Source organism: Micromonospora salmantinae (assembly GCF_022230905.1).
GTDB lineage: Bacteria > Actinomycetota > Actinomycetes > Mycobacteriales > Micromonosporaceae > Micromonospora > Micromonospora salmantinae.
In genome coordinates, this window is sequence record NZ_JAKKFG010000001.1 from 34,611 (window position 1) to 53,661 (window position 19,051).

At 72.0% G+C, this 19,051-nt stretch carries 16 protein-coding genes; 5 read left to right on the forward strand and 11 right to left on the reverse strand.

Annotated features, from left to right (window positions below; all coding sequences use genetic code 11):
• Nucleotides 1–15: 15 nt before the first annotated feature.
• Nucleotides 16–1,548 (reverse strand): acyl-CoA carboxylase subunit beta, encoded by a 1,533-nt coding sequence (locus PSH03_RS00165; protein WP_210782174.1) that lies wholly within the window; start codon nucleotides 1,546–1,548, stop codon nucleotides 16–18.
• 168 nt (nucleotides 1,549–1,716) lie between these two features.
• On the opposite strand from PSH03_RS00165, the gene PSH03_RS00170 reads away from it, so the two are divergent.
• The gene (locus PSH03_RS00170; RefSeq protein ID WP_210782173.1) at nucleotides 1,717–2,277 is read left to right on the forward strand and encodes a snapalysin family zinc-dependent metalloprotease; all 561 of its coding nucleotides are present in this window, start codon (nucleotides 1,717–1,719) and stop codon (nucleotides 2,275–2,277) included.
• Between the two features lie 54 nt (nucleotides 2,278–2,331).
• On the opposite strand, the gene PSH03_RS00175 is transcribed toward PSH03_RS00170, so the two are convergent.
• The 5 genes from PSH03_RS00175 to PSH03_RS00195 all read right to left on the reverse strand — a co-directional run bounded on the left by PSH03_RS00175 (nucleotide 2,332) and on the right by PSH03_RS00195 (nucleotide 10,175).
• Complete coding sequence (locus tag PSH03_RS00175) at nucleotides 2,332–3,252, reverse strand: hydroxymethylglutaryl-CoA lyase (protein ID WP_238687897.1); 921 nt, start codon at nucleotides 3,250–3,252, stop codon at nucleotides 2,332–2,334.
• 141 nt (nucleotides 3,253–3,393) lie between these two features.
• On the reverse strand, nucleotides 3,394–4,731 hold the full coding sequence (locus PSH03_RS00180; RefSeq protein ID WP_238687898.1) for an acetyl-CoA carboxylase biotin carboxylase subunit: 1,338 nt from the start codon (nucleotides 4,729–4,731) through the stop codon (nucleotides 3,394–3,396).
• A gap of 71 nt (nucleotides 4,732–4,802) precedes the next feature.
• On the reverse strand, nucleotides 4,803–5,402 hold the full coding sequence (locus tag PSH03_RS00185; protein ID WP_210782166.1) for a TetR/AcrR family transcriptional regulator: 600 nt from the start codon (nucleotides 5,400–5,402) through the stop codon (nucleotides 4,803–4,805).
• 100 nt (nucleotides 5,403–5,502) lie between these two features.
• Nucleotides 5,503–8,385: a hypothetical protein gene (locus PSH03_RS00190; protein ID WP_238687899.1), complete on the reverse strand. Its 2,883-nt coding sequence runs from the start codon at nucleotides 8,383–8,385 to the stop codon at nucleotides 5,503–5,505.
• A 2-nt stretch (nucleotides 8,386–8,387) separates the two neighbouring features.
• A complete protein-coding gene (locus PSH03_RS00195) occupies nucleotides 8,388–10,175 on the reverse strand; it encodes an HSP90 family protein (protein ID WP_238687900.1) in 1,788 nt (595 codons plus the stop codon).
• Nucleotides 10,176–10,295: 120 nt separating this feature from the next.
• Between PSH03_RS00195 and PSH03_RS00200 the strand changes: the two genes are divergently transcribed.
• Nucleotides 10,296–11,519, forward strand: coding sequence for an MFS transporter (locus tag PSH03_RS00200; RefSeq protein WP_238687901.1), 1,224 nt, complete (start codon nucleotides 10,296–10,298; stop codon nucleotides 11,517–11,519).
• Here the strand turns inward: PSH03_RS00200 and PSH03_RS00205 are convergent.
• The gene (locus PSH03_RS00205; protein ID WP_238687902.1) at nucleotides 11,516–12,664 is read right to left on the reverse strand and encodes an FAD-dependent oxidoreductase; all 1,149 of its coding nucleotides are present in this window, start codon (nucleotides 12,662–12,664) and stop codon (nucleotides 11,516–11,518) included. The two genes, PSH03_RS00200 and PSH03_RS00205, sit on opposite strands and share 4 nt — an antisense overlap.
• A 105-nt stretch (nucleotides 12,665–12,769) precedes the next feature.
• Here PSH03_RS00205 and PSH03_RS00210 point away from each other — a divergent pair, with 105 nt between their 5' ends.
• The 3 genes from PSH03_RS00210 to PSH03_RS00220 all read left to right on the forward strand — a co-directional run bounded on the left by PSH03_RS00210 (nucleotide 12,770) and on the right by PSH03_RS00220 (nucleotide 15,160).
• Nucleotides 12,770–13,351, forward strand: coding sequence for a TetR/AcrR family transcriptional regulator (locus PSH03_RS00210; RefSeq protein ID WP_238687903.1), 582 nt, complete (start codon nucleotides 12,770–12,772; stop codon nucleotides 13,349–13,351).
• A gap of 70 nt (nucleotides 13,352–13,421) precedes the next feature.
• Nucleotides 13,422–13,970 (forward strand): SigE family RNA polymerase sigma factor, encoded by a 549-nt coding sequence (locus PSH03_RS00215; protein WP_238687904.1) that lies wholly within the window; start codon nucleotides 13,422–13,424, stop codon nucleotides 13,968–13,970.
• Nucleotides 13,967–15,160, forward strand: a complete 1,194-nt coding sequence (locus PSH03_RS00220; protein WP_238687905.1) for a hypothetical protein — start codon at nucleotides 13,967–13,969, stop codon at nucleotides 15,158–15,160. Before PSH03_RS00215 ends, PSH03_RS00220 begins: the two co-directional genes overlap by 4 nt.
• Before the next feature lie 112 nt (nucleotides 15,161–15,272).
• Here PSH03_RS00220 and PSH03_RS00225 read toward each other — a convergent pair whose 3' ends face one another.
• The 4 genes from PSH03_RS00225 to PSH03_RS00240 all read right to left on the reverse strand — a co-directional run bounded on the left by PSH03_RS00225 (nucleotide 15,273) and on the right by PSH03_RS00240 (nucleotide 19,000).
• Nucleotides 15,273–16,175, reverse strand: a complete 903-nt coding sequence (locus PSH03_RS00225) for a sulfurtransferase (protein WP_238687906.1) — start codon at nucleotides 16,173–16,175, stop codon at nucleotides 15,273–15,275.
• A gap of 96 nt (nucleotides 16,176–16,271) precedes the next feature.
• Nucleotides 16,272–17,654, reverse strand: a complete 1,383-nt coding sequence (locus tag PSH03_RS00230; RefSeq protein WP_238687907.1) for a gluzincin family metallopeptidase — start codon at nucleotides 17,652–17,654, stop codon at nucleotides 16,272–16,274.
• Between the two features lie 129 nt (nucleotides 17,655–17,783).
• Nucleotides 17,784–18,230 (reverse strand): imidazolonepropionase-like domain-containing protein, encoded by a 447-nt coding sequence (locus PSH03_RS00235; protein WP_238687908.1) that lies wholly within the window; start codon nucleotides 18,228–18,230, stop codon nucleotides 17,784–17,786.
• A gap of 2 nt (nucleotides 18,231–18,232) precedes the next feature.
• Nucleotides 18,233–19,000, reverse strand: a complete 768-nt coding sequence (locus PSH03_RS00240; RefSeq protein ID WP_238688000.1) for an SGNH/GDSL hydrolase family protein — start codon at nucleotides 18,998–19,000, stop codon at nucleotides 18,233–18,235.
• Nucleotides 19,001–19,051 lie beyond the last annotated feature (51 nt).

A 19,051-nucleotide genomic window follows, 5' to 3' on the forward strand; every position in this document is an offset into this window, starting at 1 on the left:
GGCCTGAGCCGATGATCAGACCGGGGTGACGCCGTGCCGACGGCGGGAGAAGTGCCGATCCTTGGTACGCGCCGCCGCGAATCGACGGACCAGCTCGGTGCGCAGGTCGTGCGGCTCGACGATGGCGTCCACCACCAGCTCGCTGGCCAGCCGGACGACGTCGATGTCCTGCTCGTACTCGGCCCGCTTGGCGGCGACGAAGGCCGCCCGCTCGTCCTCGTCCGCAATGGCGGCGATCTTGTTGGCGTAGACCGCGTTCACGGCAGCCTCGGCGCCCATCACGGCGATCTTCGCGGTCGGCAGTGCGATCGTCGCGTCCGGCTCGAACCCGGGGCCGGCCATCGCGTAGAGACCGGCGCCGTACGCCTTGCGGACCACGACGCAGATCTTCGGCACTGTCGCCTCGGAGATCGCGGTGATCATCTTGGCGCCGTGCCGGATGATGCCCTGCTTCTCCACGGCGCTGCCGACCATGAAGCCGGGCACGTCGCTGAGGAACAGCAGCGGCACGTTGAACGCGTCGCAGAGCTGCACGAACCGGGTGGCCTTGTCGGCCGAGTCGACGAAGAGCACGCCGCCCTTGAACATCGAGTTGTTGCCGACCACGCCGACGACCTGACCGTCGAGACGGCCGAAGCCGATGGTCAACTCCTTGGCCCAGAGCGCCTGGATCTCGAAGAAGGAACCCTCGTCGAGCAGGCCCTTGACGTACCGCCGCATGTCGAACGCCTGCCGCTCACTGGCCGGCACCAGGGCGGCCAGGTCGGCCTTCGCGGGCGCGGCGACCGCCGGTGCGGTCGGCGGCCCCTGCGTCCAGTTCGCCGGCAGGTACGACAGGTAGGTCTTCACGACGTCGAGCGCGTCGGCCTCGGTCTTGCAGAGGAAGTGCCCCACGCCGGATTCGGCGGTGTGCACCTTCGCCCCGCCCATCGCCTCCAGGGTGGTCTTCTCGCCGGTGACCATCTCGACCATCCGGTCGGAGCCGAGGTACATGCTGGCGTTGCCGTCGACCAGCGCCACCACGTCGCAGAACGCCGGGATGTACGCCCCACCGGCGGCGCTCGGGCCGAACAGCGCACAGACCTGCGGGATCGAGCCCGAGGCGCGGACCTGGTTCCAGAAGATCTTGCCGGCGCCACGCCGGCCGGGGAAGAGATCGACCTGGTCGGTGATCCGGGCGCCGGCCGAGTCGACCAGGTAGACCATCGGCACGCCGGCGCCGTACGCCCGCTCGATGATCCTGATGATCTTCTCGACGGTGCGGGCGCCCCAGCTGCCGGCCTTGACTGTGGAGTCGTTGGCCATCAGGCAGACCTGTCGGCCGTCGATGGTGGCGGTGCCGGTCACCACGCCGTCGGCGGGCAGCCCCTCGGCCATCGTGTTGGCGTAGAGGCCGTCCTCGACGAACGAGCCCTCGTCGACCAGGAGCGCGACCCGTTCACGGGCGAAGAGCTTGCCCTTGGCCGCGTTGGCCGCGTGGTACTTGTCCGCGCCGCCGGACCGGGCCCGCTTGCGCAGCTGCTCCAGTGCCTCACCGTCGAGCGTCACGCCGACTCCTCCGCCATACTGACCTGAACGATCGTTAGGCTAGCGCATCGGCGAGGTTGTCGGCGACCTACGAGCGAACCAGACAGTGAAGCCGAGAGCAAGACATTGAAAAACGTGAATACATATCGCTAGGCTCCTGGCACCCCTCCTCCCAGATCGGAGTCAGCGATGACCTCACGACTCAATCGGCTCGCCGTCGCGTTGCTCGCGACGACACTCGCCACCCTCGGCATCACGGTCGCCAACCCGTCGCCCGCGTCCGCCGCCATGACCATCTGCTACAACACCAGCCAGGCCGGAAGCTACGCCAGCGTCGCCAACCAGGCCGCCTCGATCTGGAACAACGCCACAGTCAACCTGACGCTCTCCGCCAACTGCGGCTCCAACCTGCGCATCTACCGGATCACCGGCGGCGGCTCGTACGCCGTGCGGACCAGCCTCGGCAACGGCCGGGTCTACATCGACACCCAGCAGGCCGCCCAGTACAGCGTGCTGCGGATCATGACCCATGAGATCGGGCACATCCTCGGCCTGCCGGACAACTACAACGGAAACTGCGCGCTGCTGATGTCCGGCGGCAGCGCCGGCACCAGCTGCACCAACGCCTACCCGAGCACCGCCGAGGCGAACCGGGTCAGCAACCTCTTCGCCGGCACGTTCAGCGCCACCGACCGCAGCGCGGACATCTTCCGCGACAGCTGGCCGGGCGCGCTCACCTCAGTGAGCTGATCGACCTGGCACGTGGAAGGGGCCGGCGGGTGCGCCGGCCCCTTCGTCGCGTCCTCAGCTCGGCAGCGGCGTCAGCCGGGTACGCGGACCAGCCCGCAGCACACCGGACGGCAGCTTCTTGCCGAGCAACTCCTCGGCCAACTCCGCCACCTCGATGAGCGCCGGCAGGTCGATGCCGGTGTCGATGCCCATGTCGTGCAGCATGTGCACGGCCTCCTCGGTGGCCAGGTTGCCGCTCGCTCCCGGCGCGTACGGGCAGCCACCGAGGCCACCGACGCTGGCGTCGAACTCGGTCACCCCCAGCTCCAACGCGGTCAGCAGGTTGGCCAGCGCCGTACCCCGGGTGTTGTGGAAGTGCAGCAGGACCGGCACGTGCGCGTTGCTGTCGCGTACCGCGGTCAGCAACTCGCGGACCCGACGCGGGGTGCCCATGCCGGTGGTGTCGCCGAAGGCGACCCGGTCCGCGCCGTCGCGGACGACCCGGTCCACGATCGCGGCCACCCGCTGCGGGTCGATGTCCCCCTCGTACGGGCAGCCGAAGCTGGTCGCCACGATCACCTCGACCCGCGCCGACGCACCGTGCAGCAGGTCGATCAGCTCGGCGATGTCGTCCAGCGACTCGTCGGTGGACCGGTTGACGTTGCGCCGGTTGTGGGTGTCGCTGGCCGAGACCACCACCTCGATCTCGGTGAATCCGGCGGCGAGGGCCCGCTGGGCGCCCCGGGTGTTCGGCACCAGCGCGGAGTACCGCACTCCGTCGGCCTTCACCGCCCGCTGCCACACCTCGTCGGCGTCGGCCATCTGCGGGATCGCCCTGGGGTGCACGAACGACACCGCCTCGATTCGGCGTACGCCGGTGCCGGAGAGAGCGTCGAGCAGCCGCACCTTGGCGTCGGTCGGGATCGGGTCCTCGTTCTGCAACCCGTCCCGCGGCCCAACCTCACGGATCGAGACGAAACTCGGCAGGTCCGCCATAAGGGGTCACCTCACTGTGACGAAAGCAGTGCTTAGGGGGTCCTCCCAGCATGCCACCCCACTGTTGATCAAGAGGTTTGCGTCATCCGCGGCGCGAATCCTGACGGAAACCTCTTGATCACCGAAGTGGGGTCGGGGGCGTTAGCGCATGCGGGAGACGATTCCCGTGTCGTAGGCGCCGGAGAGGAACTCGTCGTTGGTCAGCAGCTCGGCGAAGAAGGGGACGTTGTTCTTCGGACCCTCGATCTGGAAGGCGGCGACGGCTGCCTTTGCGCGATCGAGCGCCTCGTCGCGGGTCGCGCCGCTGACGATCAGCTTGGCCAGCAGGCTGTCGTAGAACGGGGTGACGGTGTTGCCCTCGGTGTAGCCGGAGTCCACCCGGACGCCCTCGCCCGTCGGCTCCACCCACGTCCTGATCACACCCGGGCCGGGCAGGAAGCGCTTCGGGTCCTCCGCGTTGATCCGCATCTCGACGGCGTGGCCACGTGGGGTCAACGCGTCCGGGTCGAACGTCGGCGCCAACCCGGAGGCCACCCGCAACTGCTCCTCGACCAGGTCGATGCCGTAGACGTACTCGGTCACCGGGTGCTCCACCTGCAACCGCGTGTTCATCTCCAGAAAGAAGAACTCGCCGGTGGCTGCGTCGAGCAGACACTCCACGGTGCCGGCGTTGCGATAGCCGACCGCCTCGCCGGCCCGCACCGCCGCCGCCAGGAGCCGGGATCGCAGCTCCGGCGAGACCGCCGGCGACGGGCACTCCTCGACCAGCTTCTGGTTGCGCCGCTGCACCGAGCACTCCCGCTCGCCGAGCGCCACCACCCGGCCGTCGGCCAGGCCGAGGATCTGCACCTCGACGTGCCGTACCCGGGGAAAGTACCGCTCGATCAACACCGAACCGTCGCCGAACATCCGCTCGGCGAACGCGCGCACCTTGTCGTACTCGGTGCGCAGCGCGGCCTCGTCGACCGCCACGCCCATGCCCATGCCGCCACCGCCGGCGGCGGCCTTGACCATCACCGGGTAGCCGATCTCGGCCGCGGCCGTCACGGCGGCGTCCAGGTCGGCGGCCGGGTCGGTGGTGCCGGGCGCGACCGGAACACCGGCCGCCGCCATCAGGTTCCGGGCGTTGATCTTGTCGCCCATCGCGGTGATCGCGTCCGCGTCGGGTCCGACCCAGATCAGGCCGCTCGCCTCGACGGTACGGGCGAACTCGGCGTTCTCCGACAGGAAGCCGTACCCGGGGTGGATGGCCTGCGCGCCCGTCGACTTCGCGGCGGCGAGGATCGCCTCGGTGTTGCGGTAGCTCAGCGCCGGGTTCGGTGGGCCGATGAGGACCGCCTCGTCCGCCTCCGCGACGAACGGCAGGTCGGCGTCGGCCTCCGAGTGCACAGCGATCACGCGGATGCCGAGCCGCTTCGCGGTCCGGATGATCCGGCGGGCGATCTCGCCCCGATTGGCGACCAGCAGTGACTCGATCATGTTTCCTCCCGGCGTCCGGATGGTGGGACGATGTCAGGGAATCATGACCGGCACGGTTCTGACGAGTCGGCTCAGGCGAGCAGCGCGGCCAGGGTCGCGCCGCGCAGCAGCTCGGCGCGGCGTCGCCGGTCCACCTCACCACCGAGGAACGGCGTCGAGTTCATCAGGCCGAACGCGGCGTGCGCGAGCACCCGCGCCTCACCGTCGGGCATCCCCGGGTGCAGCGCGGTGAGCACTGTCACCCACTCCTCGACGTACATCCGCTGCAGGCGACGAATCCGGCGCCGCGGCTCCTCGGGCAGGCGGTCCAGCTCGTGCAGGTGCAACGCGATCACCGCCGGGTTGGCCAGCGCGAACTCGACGTGGAAGTCGATCAGCGACTCCAACACGCCACGCGGGTCGTCCGACCGCCCGGCGGCGCGTTCCCGCCCACCGGCCAGCAACCCCTCACTGACCGGAATCAGCGCGGCGGCCAGCATGGCTTCCTTGCCGGCGAAGTGGTGGTAGAGCGCCGGACCGGTGACCCCGGCGGCCGCGCCGATGTCGTCCATCGACACGCCGTGATAACCACGCGCCGCGAACAGACCTACCGCGATCTCCAGGATCTCGTCCTTGCGGGACCTGCGCCGGCCCGCACCCGCCGCACCCCGTGCCTGCTGCTCCACCGTCACCGGGCAAGCCTAGACCGCGAGGAGCCCACGATGGTTGCCGGTCAGTTCCGTCCGCCCCGGGCCCGGCCGCCCCTGACCTGGCCAGGGGCGGCCACCGAGGTCAGTCGTCCTCGTCCAGGTCGTGCTCCGCGCGCAGCGCTGCGGCTTCCGCGGGCCGATCGAGCAGATCCAGCGCCCGCGCCAGCAGCCAGGCCGTCTGGCGGACCTGCCGCGACGCGGCCGGCAACCCACCGAGTACGCGGCGCAGCAGCGGCTCCGCCTCGGCCGGCCGGTCCAGGCGCAGCAGCAACTCACCGATCAGGGCCTCCACCTGGGCGGCCTCGCCGAACGCCTCGATCGAGCGCAACCGGTCCGGCACTCCGGTGAGCCGGCCCAGGGCCTCGTCCAGTCGCTCCTCCCCGGTGAGCACTCGCGCTCCGGCCTCGGCCGCCATCGCCAGCTCGTACAGCACCGGCGGTTCGGCCTGCCCGGCCAGCTTCGCCGCCAACCCGTCCACCACCTCGACGGCGCGCGACGCCGCGTCCCGGTCGTCGGCCCAGAACCAGGCGTACGTCTCCCGCCGGCGAGCACGCAGCTCGTCCAGCGGCAGGTCACCGAGCCGGTACGCCTCAGCCGCGGCGGCGAACCGCTCGCCCGCCGCCGCGTCCCGGTCGGCGTCGTAGAGGATCCCGCCGGCCTCCTCCAGCACCTGTGCCCGGTGCGGGAGGTTGTCCGGTCCGTCCAGATTGCTGGCCAACTGCTCCAACAGGGCCAACGCGGGATCGATCTCACCAAGTCCGGCGTAGACGCCGGCCAGCAGGTGCCGACAGCGGTCGGCCTCCGCCTGGGCGCCGAGCCGATCCAGGCCGAGCACGGCCTCCTCGGCGACCTCGGCGGCCTCGGCGAGCCGGCCCACCATCCGGTACGCGTTGGCCAGCTCCCACCGCAGGAACGCGTCCCCCTCGGCGCCCCGCTCCACGCACAGCGTCACCGCCTCGACGAAGTCGTCCACCGCGTCCGGTGCCCGGCCGGCCGACAGCAACGCCCGGGCACGGGTGACGCGGACCGGCAGCTCCGCGTCCGCCGGTGCCGCCTCCAACGCCTCGTCGCAGGCGGCCACGGCGTCCGCCGGGTCGTCGACCAGCCTGGCGTACGCCAGGCAGGCGCCCGTGACCACCTCGCCGACACCCAACTCACGGCCGCTCCGGCGTGCCTCGTCGACGGCGGCGCGGGCCTCGTCGACGCGGTCCAACTGCTCCAGCAGGTGCCCCCGGTGCAGTGCGATCCGGGCCGCCAGGTGCCGATCGCCGCCCGCGTCGGCCGGTACCCGGTCGAGCGCGGCGAGCGCGTCCGCCCAACGCTCTCGGTGCAGCAGCACCAACGCCACCCGGTCGTGTCCGGCCGCCCGCTGCTGGGCGTCGCCGAGCCGGTCCAGGACGTCGGCCGCCTCCCGGACCAGCAGCAGGCCCTCCTCGGTGTCCTCGTCGGACCGGGTCAACAACACGCCGAGCCGCCCGGCGACCGTCTGGGCGGCCACCTCGTCGTCCGCCTCCCGGTACAGCTCCAACGCCGCCCGATTCAGCGTGATCGCACCATCGATGTCGTCCTCGTCGCCACGCTCCGACGCCCGTAGCGCCAACCGGTGCGCGGACGTGCGGGCTGGCAGCTCGGCGGAGCCGAACCGGTCGTCGAAGGCGACGAGTGCCGCCCGGAAGGTGGCCCGGTCGTGCCGGCCCCAGCTCTGCTCGGCGAGGTCCAGCAGATCGTCCGGGTCGGCGTCGGCGGGCACGGTCACGGCGGGTCGTTCACCCTTACCGCCTCGCCCTCGCTCGGCGCGCTCGGTGGACGACGCTGGTGCGCCGGGCTCCTCCCCGACCGGACGGGTCGGACGGGCCGGGCGGCGGCGGACGCTCGCGGACAGCGGCACATGCTCCCCGCTCGCCTGCACGGCCAGCCGACTGGCGATCCACTCCGACTGGTGGCTCGTGCCGTTACGGGCGTCGAAGCGGGCGGCCAGACCGGTCGCGGTCTCGGCCAGCTCGTCCGCCAACGACGCCGCCGACACCTCGGCGGCCGGCCGGCCCTCGGCGGCCCGGCGGTACACGGTCGACGGGCCGGCCTGACGCAGCGCGGCGGAAGCCGCCGCCGCGAAGTGCATGGCGGCGGCCGGCGACGGCGGCCGGTCCAGCCAGTCCAGGTGCCGCTCGACCAGCTCGATCGCCCGTGCCTCGTTGCCGGTCAGCGTGCAGAACTCGACGTGGTCCGCGATGTCCCACAGGTTGGCGAGGTTGCCGCGCAGCCGGCGGTACGCCTCCCGGTGCGCGTCCCGCGCCTCCTCGGTCCGCCCGGTCCGCAGGTACGGCAGGAGCAGCGCGGTGAGGATCGACTGCGGCTGCTCGTTGCAGTTGAGCCGGCCGGCGAGCACCGGCTCGGCCAGCTCCACCGCCGCCACGTCCCGCCCGGTGTCGGCGAGGTAGCCCACCTGGCTCGTGGGGTCGCAACCGGCGCAGTCGGACAGGCCGTCGCGCGGGGTGGTCTGCCAGAGCCGGTACCAGTGCGCCGCTGCCTCGACGTCGCCCACGTGGTCGGCGACCCGGAACCGGTGCTTGTGCACGGCCTGCAGGCTGTGCCCGCCGGCCCGGTAGCGGCGTTCCATGTCGTCCAGCACGGCGTACGTGCGGTCGAGCGGCACCTCCGGGAAGTTCAGCAGGCCGTTGATCATGTACTTGAAGTGCCAGAGCAGGTTGTGCAGGTGACGCTGGTGGTACGGCTGCGGGTCACTGTCGAACTCGGACAGGCACCAGGAGAAGGTCACGAAGGACTTGGCCGGCTCACCGCCGTAGATGTAGCCGGTGGTGGCCTGCATCCGGGTGACAAACGCAAGGTGCCGATCGTCGGCGGCGTCCACCCGACGCAGCAACTGCTCCAGCGCGGCGATCTGCCCCGCTCCGTACGGCATGTCGGCGATGCCGCGCAGCACCCGCCACAGATCCTCGTCGCTCATGCTCACTCCCGTCCCGGGACAGCCCGGCCGAGCAGGCCGAGGAAGGAATCGTTCAGCAACGCCGCGTCGGCGGCGAGGATCGGATGGTGGCCGAGCAGCAGCGCCTGCCCGTACAGCGCCTCGATGGCCAGACCGACCAGCTCCGGGTCGCTCAGCATGGTCACCCGTCGTACCAGCGGGTTGCGGTGGTTGAGCACCAACTGCGGACGGTCCGGCGGGGCGGTTGCGGCGAGCGCGTCGAGCACTCCACCCCACAGTTCGTCGGCCCGGTCCCGGCTGGCGGCGAGCTGGTCGTTGAACGCCGCCGACCGGCTGACCAGGTAGAGCGCGGGCAGCGATACCGGGTCGTACGCCCGGATGACCACCTCGCAGCCGGAACGCTCGACGGCCCGCTGCGCTGCCGTGAGGAACTGTCGCAGCGCCAACTCCACCTGCGGGTCGAGCGCGTCGAACCGGGTGGTGAGGTCGCTCGGCTCCAGCCGCTCGATGAGCACCGAGCGGTCCACCACCGGCAGCCGCTCGATCAGCTCGGTGTCGTACGTGTAGCCGGCGTTGACCACCGCCAGGTCCTGCGCGGCGGCGACCGCGGCCAGCTGACGGAACTCGTCAAGGCTCGCCGCGTAGCGGACCACGCCGTAGCGCTCCCTAAACTCGGCGAGGGTGAGCGTGCCGACGTTGGTGTCCATGGGCCACCACCTGTCGACCAGCCGGAGCATCTCGTCGTCGTGCAGCGCCAGGGCCTTCACGCCGAGGTGGTGCACCTGGAGGAACTCGGCCAGCCGGTGCGGGTCGTGCCGGGCCAACCGGACCAGCCAGCCGCGCACCTGGTCGCCGAGCGCCTCCCGGGTCGCCGTCAGCAGGGTGTCCTCGTAGAGGGCCTCCCGGCTGGCGGTCGGGCGCAGCTCGGTCGCGTCCACCACGCAGTGCGCGAAGAACGCCCACTCCGGCAGCAGCCCGTCGGCGTTCTCGGTGAGCAGCATCCGCTTGAGGTAGACGCGGTGCCCGGCCCGGGCCGCCGGGTTCACCGGCGTCGGCAGGATGACGGCGACACCGGTCAGCCCGGCCTCCGGCACGGCCAGTGGCAGGACGTCGAACGGGTCCACGCCGAGCGTCTCCCGGGCGTACCGGATCAGCGCCGCGCGGTCCAGTGGCACACCCGGCGTGGTCGGCCAGGGCGGTTCCCCGGTGGTGGTGACGACGTCGCCGACGCGGACGGTGACCGGCAGCAGCGCGCCGAAGAGCCGGGCCAGGTCGGTGACGGTCGCCGTGCTGAACCACTGGTCCGCGTCGCGGCGGGGCACCAGCGTGACGGTGGTGCCCGGCTCGGCGCGGGCGGCCTCCGGCGGGGCCACCGTTACCGCGTAGCGGCCGTCGGCGTACCCGGTCCAGCGAACCGTGGGGTTGTCGCCGTGCCGGGTGAGCACCTGGATCTCGTCGGCCACCAGGAAACAGGACAGCAGACCGATGCCGAACTGGCCGAGGAACTCGTGCCGGGAGAAACCAAGCTCGTCGCGCTTCGAGCTGCGGCCGATGGTGGCAAGCAGCTCGTGCACCTGCGCCTCGGTCAGGCCGATGCCGGTGTCGTGCACCCGTAGCGTGCCGTCGCCGGTGCTGTCCGGGGGTTCGATGCGTACCAGCGCCGGCGCGTCCGGCTCGGTCCTGCGTCGGGCGGTGATCGCGTCCACCGCGTTTTGGAGCAGCTCGCGGACGTAGACCCGCGGGCTGCCGTAGAGGTGATGACTGAGCAGGTCAACCACGCCACGTAGGTCGACCTGGAAAGTGTGGTCCACGCCTGTTGTCTCCCCGGTCCCGATGCCGGCGCTCACCGTACCCATGATCACCGACAGGTGCGGTCCCGTTTTGCCCGGCGGCTTGACCCTCGACCCGGTCGAACCGGCACGGTCGCCGGCATGACTTCCTCCGCTCTGGGCCGGGACTTCCGGCTCCTGTGGTCCGCGGCCGTCTCGTCCCGGTTCGGGGATGCGCTGCGTACCCCGGCACTGGCCCTGCTGGCCGCGACGGTGACCCGCGATCCGCGGATCATCGCGGCGGTCACCGTGGCCGGGCAGTTGCCGCCGCTGCTCTTCGGCCTGCTCGGCGGCGTGTACGCGGACCGCTGGGACCATCGTCGGACGATGGCGCTGGTCGACGGGGTACGCGCGGCCGTGGTGGCGGCGCTGGCAGTGGTGGTCGCGCTCAACCAGGTCAGTGTGCTGGTGCTGCTGGTGGCGGCGTTCCTGCTCGCCACGTTGGGCACTCTCTTCGACTCCGCGTCGTTCGCGCTGCTCCCCGCGTTGGTGCCGCCGGACGCGCTGCCCCGGGCGAACGGCCGGCTCCAGGCGGGGTCGGCGGTGGCCGGTGGCTTCCTCGGAGCGCCCGCCGCCGGTGTCCTGTTCGCCGTCGCCCCGGCCCTCCCGTTCGCCCTCGACGCCGCCACCTTCGCGGCGGCCGCCCTGCTCGTGCTGGCCCTCAGTCCGCCTCCCGCCATCACTCCGGCGACGGCGCGGCGGCGCGGCTCGGTGTGGAGCGAGATCGTCGAGGGTCTGCGTTGGCTGCGGGCGCACCGGACGCTGTGGCGGGTCACGCTGCTCACCGCCGCGAGCAACCTGGCGATCAGCGGAATCATTGCGGTGCTGGTGCTCTACGCGTTGGACGTGCTCCGGGTGCCGCCGGCCGGGTACGGGCTGTTCGCCGCCGCCGCCATCGTCGGGGGCGTGGCGGGGGCGCTCGGGGCGGGGCGGCTGGCCGCCCGGCTCGGCACGGTGCCGGCGCTGCGTGCGGTGCTGGCCGTGGAGACCGTGGCGCTGACCGGCTTCGCGCTGGCTCGGCATCCGGTGTCGGGCGGGATCGCGCTGGCCGTCTTCGCCGCCGGCACCGTGGCATGGAACAGCCTGTGGGCGTCGTACGGGCAGCGGCAGGTGCCGAGCGACCTGCTGGGCCGGGTCGGCGCGGCCCAGCGGATGGTCGGTCTGCTCACCGCACCGCTCGGGGCGGCGCTCGCCGGGTTGGCCGCCGCGTCGTACGGCACGGCGCCGGTGGCGGGCACGGCGGCGGGGACGTTCGCGCTGGTCACCGTCGCCGCGTGGCGGACACTGCGACCGGCCGCGTCCGCTGTGTCGAGCCGCGCGGGCTAACCCGGCGTCCGCTCCCGATGCGACAGCCCGGACAGCCGCAGCGCGATGCGTCGGCGGGCCGGTGGGACGGCACCGAGCAGCCGGAGCAGCACGTCCCGGGCGGGCCGACGAGCCGGGGAGACGCCGGCCATCCTGGTCAGCCCGGCGGCGAAGCTCAACACGTCCTCGGCCATCGGCCGCTGCCGGGCGGTGTAGTCGTCGAGCAGCGTCTCCGGGCCGCCGTCGAGCACGTCCGCCACTGCGGTGCCGAGCGCGACAGCGTCGCAGATGCCGAGGTTCATGCCCTGCCCACCGGCCGGGCTGTGCACGTGCCCGGCGTCACCGGCCAGCAGCACCGGCCCGGCTCGGAAGGTGTCGGCGATCCGGTGGTGCACCCGGAACCGGGAACCCCAGAGCACCTCGGTCACCCGGTCGGGTCGTCGCGCCGGGCCGCGCTCGTCGAGCAGCGCCTGGAGGTAGGCCGCATCCGGTTCGGCCGGGGCGGTGGCCACGGCGGCGACCAACCGGACCACCCCACCGGGCAGTGGCGCCCAGACCAGCGGCCCGGGGCGGGCGAGGAAGAGCGCCGCCTCGTCGCGGGGCAGCACGCTGCGCACCCGCACGTCGGCGAGCACGAAGGACTCCTCATCGCTGCTGCCGGTGAAGCCGATCCCGGCCAACTGCCGAACCGTGCTGTGCAGGCCGTCCGCACCGACCACGAACCGGGCCCGCAGCGCCTCGTCGTCGACCTGCGCGAGCATGCCGTCACCGGTGCGGCTCAGCCCGGTGAGCTGGCACGGCCGTCGTACCTGGACACCGAGTTCGGCCAACTTCTCGGTGAGCACGGCCTCGGTGACCGCCTGGGAGACCAGCAGCGCGTAGGGGAAGCGGGACGGCAACTCGTGGAACGGCACCGACAGCAGCACCCGGTCCCGGTCGCGCACCGTGAAACGCGGCGTCCGCACCGCCTGGGCGATCAGCGGCGCCGCGGCGTCGATCCGGTCCAGCACCTCCAGGGTGTACGCGTGCACGACGGCGGCACGGGAGGTCGTCGGCGGCACGGCCAACCGGTCCAGCACTGTCACCTCGACCCCGCGCCGGGCCAGCGTCAACGCGGTGGCGAGACCGGTGGGGCCGGCACCCACCACCAGGACGTCGGTGCTCATGGCCACCTCCAGAAACCGTTGCCAACACCCGTTGGCAAACATGTGTTGGCAACGCTAGGGCCCGCCCGATTGCGTGTCAACACCTGTTGGCCTACGGTCGTTGGCATGACCCCGTCCACGCAGTCGACCCAGCCCCGCCGCTCCGACGCCACCCGGGCGGCGATCCTGCGAGCGGCCCGGGAACGGTTCGCGGCGGACGGCTACGAGCGCGCCACGATCCGGGCCATCGCCGCCGACGCCCAGATCGACCCGTCGATGGTCATGCGCTACTACGGCAGCAAGGAGGGGCTCTTCGCGGCGGCGGCCGAGTTCGACCTACGTCTGCCCGACCTGACCTCGGTGCCGCCCGCTCGACTCGGCGAGGTGCTGGTCCGGCACTTCCTCGCCCGCTGGGAGGGCGACGAGACCCTGGTGGCGCTGCTGCGGGCCGCCAGCACCAACCCCGGCGCGGCCGAACGCATGCGCGGCATCTTCGCCGACCAGCTCACCGCCGCCGTGGCCACGTTCGGCAGCGACCCGGCGCTGACCGCCCGACGGGCCGGCCTGGTGGCCAGTCAGATACTCGGCCTCGCCTTCACCCGGTACATCGTTCGCCTGCCGCCCATGGTGGACACCCCGCCGGAAGCGCTGGTCGCCTGGATCGCGCCGACTCTCCAGCGCTACCTGACCGGAACGCCACCGAGCTGACCCAACCTTTTCCCACCTCCCGTGCGTCTGCCAGATGACGCGTACAGCGCGACGGCCGGGAGGGGGGCGGATGGCGCCGACGAAGGACGACGGACGCGACGGCTACCTCGCCTTCGTGGAGAACCACCAGCACCGGCTGCTCCGGGCGGCCTACCTGATCTGCGGCAACCGGCATCAGGCCGAAGACCTCCTCCAGGACGCGCTGCTCAAGCTGGCGCTGCGCTGGTCCTCGGTCCGCGACGGCGACCCCTCCGCGTACGTGCGCGCCATCCTCTACCGCGACTCGGTGTCGTGGTGGCGTCGCCGGCGTCGGGAATGGCTCAGCGCCGCGCCGCCGGACCAGGTGGCCCACGACCGTGACGGCGCGTTACGGCTGACGATGCACGACGCGCTGGGCCTGCTGCCACCGCGGCAGCGGGCCGTGCTGGTGTTGCGCTACTACGAGGACCTGACCGAGGTCGCCACCGCCGAGGCGCTCGGGGTGACAGTCGGCACCGTGAAGAGCCAGTGCCACGCGGCGCTGCGCCGACTCCGCGAGGTGGCCCCGGAACTCGCCCGCGATGCCCGACCGAGCCGAGGCTCGGCCGATCTGGCCAGCGGCCTGGAGGTGAACCCGTGAACGAGCAGGATCTGCGTCGACTGCTGACCGTCAGCGTCGAGGACGTGCTCCCCAGCCAGCCGGCCGCCGCCGGATGGGAGCGGGCTCGGCGTACTCGGCGTACCCGGCGGGCCGTCGCAGTGGTCGCCCTGGCCGTGGTGCTGGTCGGTGGCGGCACCGTGGCGGCGCTGCGACCGCCCGCCGACCCGGCGCCGGTCCTTCCGGTCGGCCCCACGCTCACCCCGACCGTCGACCCGTCCCACGCGGGGCCGGTGCAGAAACCGCCCGCCGAGCTGACCTTCCCGCCCGATCCGTTGGCCAAGCTCGGCGACCCGGCGACAGTGCCGCTCTCCGAGCGACCGGTCCAGCAGGCACTGGCGCTGTTCCAGCCGGTGGACGAGGAGTACCACGCGAACGGCCCGGTCCGGGTGCTCGGCAACGACGGCGTGGTGCGCAGCCTCGACGTGGTGACGCTGGCACCGACCCGGGACGAGGGCGGCAACGAGGCGCCCGCACTCAAGCCGGGGGTGCTGTCGCCGGACGGCCGGTCGGCGGCGTTCGCGCAGACCAAAGAGCTGGTCATGATCGACCTCACCACGGCTGCCGTCCGCCGGATACCGCTCGACGGCTACCTGGAGCAGGTGGTGTGGGCGCACGACCGGGTGCTGGTCGGGGGCGACGACCGGACGTACGCGGTGGACCGGGTCACCGGGGCGGCCAGCACGATCGACGTGTCGACCTGGGAGTTGATCGCACCTGACCCGGCCGCCGGCCGCGAGGCCCCCTTGATCGACATGTACGGCGAGGGGGCCGGCCTGAAGCTACGCACCCGGACCGCCCGGGACGGCGAAATCCGCTCCGAACAGCCGATCAGCCGCTCGGCGCTGCCGTCGCCCTACCAGGTCAACGAGTTCTACGGCCGGGGCTGGCTGCACGGCGAACGACTGGCCCGAGCAGCCTGGATCATCAGCAGCGAGATCGACGGCGCCGAGGGGGCAGCCGTGCTGGACGCGCGCACCGGCGCCGTGCTCCACCTGCTCGACCTGGGCAGGGATCGCAGCAAGGGCTGCTGTGTCGTACTGGGCTGGGACAACAAGGGCGCGGTGCTGCTCCGGCTGGAACCGGCCGCCCTGGCGCGCTGGCACCCGGAGACCGGCGAGATCACCGGCATCGTCCGCGACCTGCGCGGCGTGTTCGCACTCGCCAGCTGACAAGGGTCGCGTCGCCTCGTCGTGATCGACTCGGGCTCGTAGATGTCGCGGTGTCCGAGCGAGCGGGACAGCCCGACGTCAGGAAACCCGAGTCGATCACACGACGACCTGGTCAGACGGCCAGGCCGCCGGGCTGGTCGCCCTTGACGACTGGTGCCCGGACCAGGTTGCCCCACTCGGTCCACGACCCGTCGTAGTTGCGCACCTGCGGGTAGCCCAACAGGTGCCGCAGCACGAACCAGGTGTGGCTGGACCGCTCGCCGATCCGGCAGTACGCGATCACGTCGTCGTCCGGGCTCAGCCCGAGCTGGTCGGCGTAGATCGCCTTCAGCTCGTCGGCCGACTTGAACGTGCCGTCCTCGTTGGCGGCGGACTTCCACGGCTTGCTGACCGCCCCCGGGATGTGTCCACCACGCAGCGCGCCCTCCTGCGGGTAGTCCGGCATGTGCAGCATCTCGCCGGTGTACTCACCCGGCGACCGGACGTCGACAAGTGGCCGCCCGGCGGCGACGTGCGCCATGACCTGCTCACGGAAGGCCCGCAGCGGCGCGTCGTCGCGCAGCGGCACCGGATAGTCGGCGCGCGGGCGAGACGGCTTGTCGCGGGTCACCTCGCGTCCCTCGGCGATCCACTTTTGCCGGCCGCCGTCGAGCAGTCGCACATCGGCGTGGCCGAAGAGCGTGAAGACCCAGAGGGCGTACGCGGCCCACCAGTTGAAGTTGTCGCCGTAGAAGACGACAGTGTCGCCCCGGCCAATGCCCTTCGCGGCACACATCTCGGCGAAGCTCTTCGCGTCCAGGTAGTCCCGGGTCACCTGATCGTTCAGCTCCAGGTGCCAGTCGACCTTGACCGCACCGGGAATGTGACCGGACTCGTAGAGCAGCACGTCCTCGTCGGACTCGACGACGACGAGGCCCTCGTCGCCCAGATGCTCGGCCAGCCACTCGGTGGTGACCAGCCGCTGCGGGTCCGCGTACGACTGGAGGCGGGGATCGGGATCGTTCGGCACAGACATGATCCCCAAGGTACGCCGGATCGCCCTCCGCGACCGCTGTAACTGGACCGGCCCACCACCCGCACGGGATGGTGGGCCGGTCGGCCGGGCGGCGGATTACCGGTCGCCGGCCTGAGCCGGGCTGCCGGCCGGGTTGCTCGGCGGCAGGTTGCCGACGAAGAAGATGAAGGACGTCGAACCCGACTGGGTGCCGTTCCGGTCGATGCTCCAGACGGTGAGCATGGTCAGCCCGGCCTTGGTCGGAGTCCAGGTCACCGATCCGGTGCCGTCGGCCGCCGCGGCCACGGTGCTGGTCACCGTGTTGAAGCTGTAGCGGTAGCTGACCACGTCAGGCTGGCGCGGGGTGAAGGTGAAGACACCGGGCACACCCGGCCCCCCACTGGTGCCGCCCTGCCGATAGACCGTCGCGGTTATCTTCGGGGCGGTGGACAGCGCGAAGGTGCTCGCTGTGGTGGCGGTCACGCCATCGGCGGTAACGCTGGTCACGGAGAGCGTCCGGTTGCCGCCCCGGGTCGCGGTGACGGTCAGCGTGGCGGTGCCGTCGGCCGCCGCCTCCACCGTCTGCTCGGGGTCGCCGTCCAGGTGGAACCGGTAGCGGACCACACCTGCCATCTGCGGCTGCACGGTGAACGTGGTCGGCACGCCGATCTCGGTGAGTCTGCCGGTGATGATCGGCGCGACGTCACTGGCCCGGAATTCGTACCGCGCCTCGGGCGACCTGTTCCCGGCCGCGTCCAGGCTCCACACCACGAGAGTGTTGGGCCCCGCATCCGGGCGGAGCGTGACAGTGGCCGAGCCGCCGGGCTGGTCCGCCGACACCGCGTGGACGCCGTCGCCGCCGAGCAGCTCGTACCGGAAGCCGACCGCGTCCGGCGTCGCCGCCGCGTCGAAGGTGAACTGACCCGACAGCGCCGGATGCCAGCCCTCGACCGGGAAGTCGGTGGAGGTGACGACCGGCGCGACCTCCGGGCCCTGGAAGTCGGTCCGGAGGTAGCAGAGGCCACTCCACTCGCCGGTCGCCTGGCTGTCCGCCGCCCGGACCTGCCACGCGTACAACCGGTCGTGGGTGAGCGTTTCCCGCTCGAAGAGGCCGCTCTCCCGATCGCCTTCCCGACCGTTGAACCCGAATCGCTCGATCCGAGCCGTCGGCTCGTCGACCGGCCAGAGCGCGAAGGTAGCGGTCAACCGGTCGGCACCACCGTTCTCGTCGACGTCCGGGTCGTGCAGGACGGCGGAGAGCGCCAGGTCGTCGTTCTGCCACAACTGGTACGGCTCGGCCGTCGTGCACGGCTCGTCGGAGGTTCGCAGCTCGGTCGGCACACCCGGCGGCTGGTTGTCGTCGACGGAGAGCGCCTCGTTCGCCGCGGCCGGCGCGGTCGTGAGCGTGAGCGCCCCGGCGGCGACCGCAACGGAAAGCCCCATGGCCAGCAGTGCCCGGACCGGTCTTGCGGATGTCGTCGTGCCAGGTATGAGGGTCATCCCTCATCCACCTTTCCCCGAGGTCCCCGCCTTCCGATCAGCGGGGGCAGCGGATGCTATCGAGGACGGCGGACATCGGGCGACCCCGATTCAATCGGCCCGTTCCACAGTGGAGAGATCCCGACCTGTTCAGGCGCGACGATGGACGATCCGACCGGCGACCACTGTCACCAGGCAGGCCCCGTCGACGCCGTGCACCGCGAGATCGGCCCGCCCAGCCGACCGCAGGGTCGGCGCCACGGCGGTGGTCAGCACCAGCAGGTCGCCGCGCTCGGCGGCGGCCCGCAGGGCGGGGTCGGTCAGGTGTTCCGCCAGCACCGCCGTCACCCCGGTACGCAGCAGCGCGTGCACCCGCTCACGTGGGGTCGGCGCGGGCGGCAGCGGACGGTCGTGCAGCAGACCCGGCCCCAGCGTGCCGGGCCAGCGGCGAACCCGGGCGTTGGCGTACGCCGAACTCAGCTCGGCCAGCGGGCCGACGGCCTCGATCCGGTCGCCACTGACCAGTACGGCGAGGTCGGGCAACGACTCGCCGTCCCGGTCGCGGCACAGCAGGGCCGCCGTGTGCAGAGTGAGCATGCTCAGTCGACGAGCGGGCCGAGTTGCGGGCGCTTCGCCGTCACCGTGTCGCCGGACGACCGACCGGTCAACCGCCGCTTCACCCAGGGGGCGAGGTACCGACCGGCCCACCGCAGGTCGGAAGCGCGGGCGGCAAGCCACGGCGACGGCGCCGGGTGCGGCGGAACCATCAGCCACTCCTCGTCGCAACCGACCCCGAGGGCGTTCAACACCTGCCCGGCGACCCGTCGATGCCCGGCCGGGGAGAGGTGCAGCCGGTCGGTGCTCCAGAGCATGGGGTTGAGGAACGTGTCGTCGGCGTACAGGTCGACCATGATGGCGCCGTGCCGCTCGGCGGTCTCGCCGACCGCCTGGTTGAGCAACTGCACCCGGGGGGCGACGAGGCGTTGGCCGGGCAGTCGGGCCATCACGTCCGCGAACCGGAAGAGGAGCACGTCCGCGCCGCCCGAGCGCAGTTGCCGGACCACCTCGTCGAAGCGGGCGACAAGCGTGTCCGGGTCGAAGGTGCGCCGCAGCACGTCGTTGCCACCGGCCGCGAAACTGATCAGATCCGGCTTCATCGCCACGGCGGAGGGCACCTGCTCGGCGACCACGCTGGGGAAGAGCCGGCCCCGGATGGCCAGGTTCGCGTACCGGAAGTCGGGCCCCGCGTCGGCGGCGAGCCGGGTCGCCACCAGGTCCGCCCAGCCCCGGTAGGTGCCGTCCGGGTACGCATCGTCCATACCCTCGGTGAAGCTGTCCCCGACCGCGACAAAACTGCCCCAGCGCACCCGCGCCTCCCTCACGCCGCTCGTTGCCTGCGGCGACCAGTCTGTCACCGC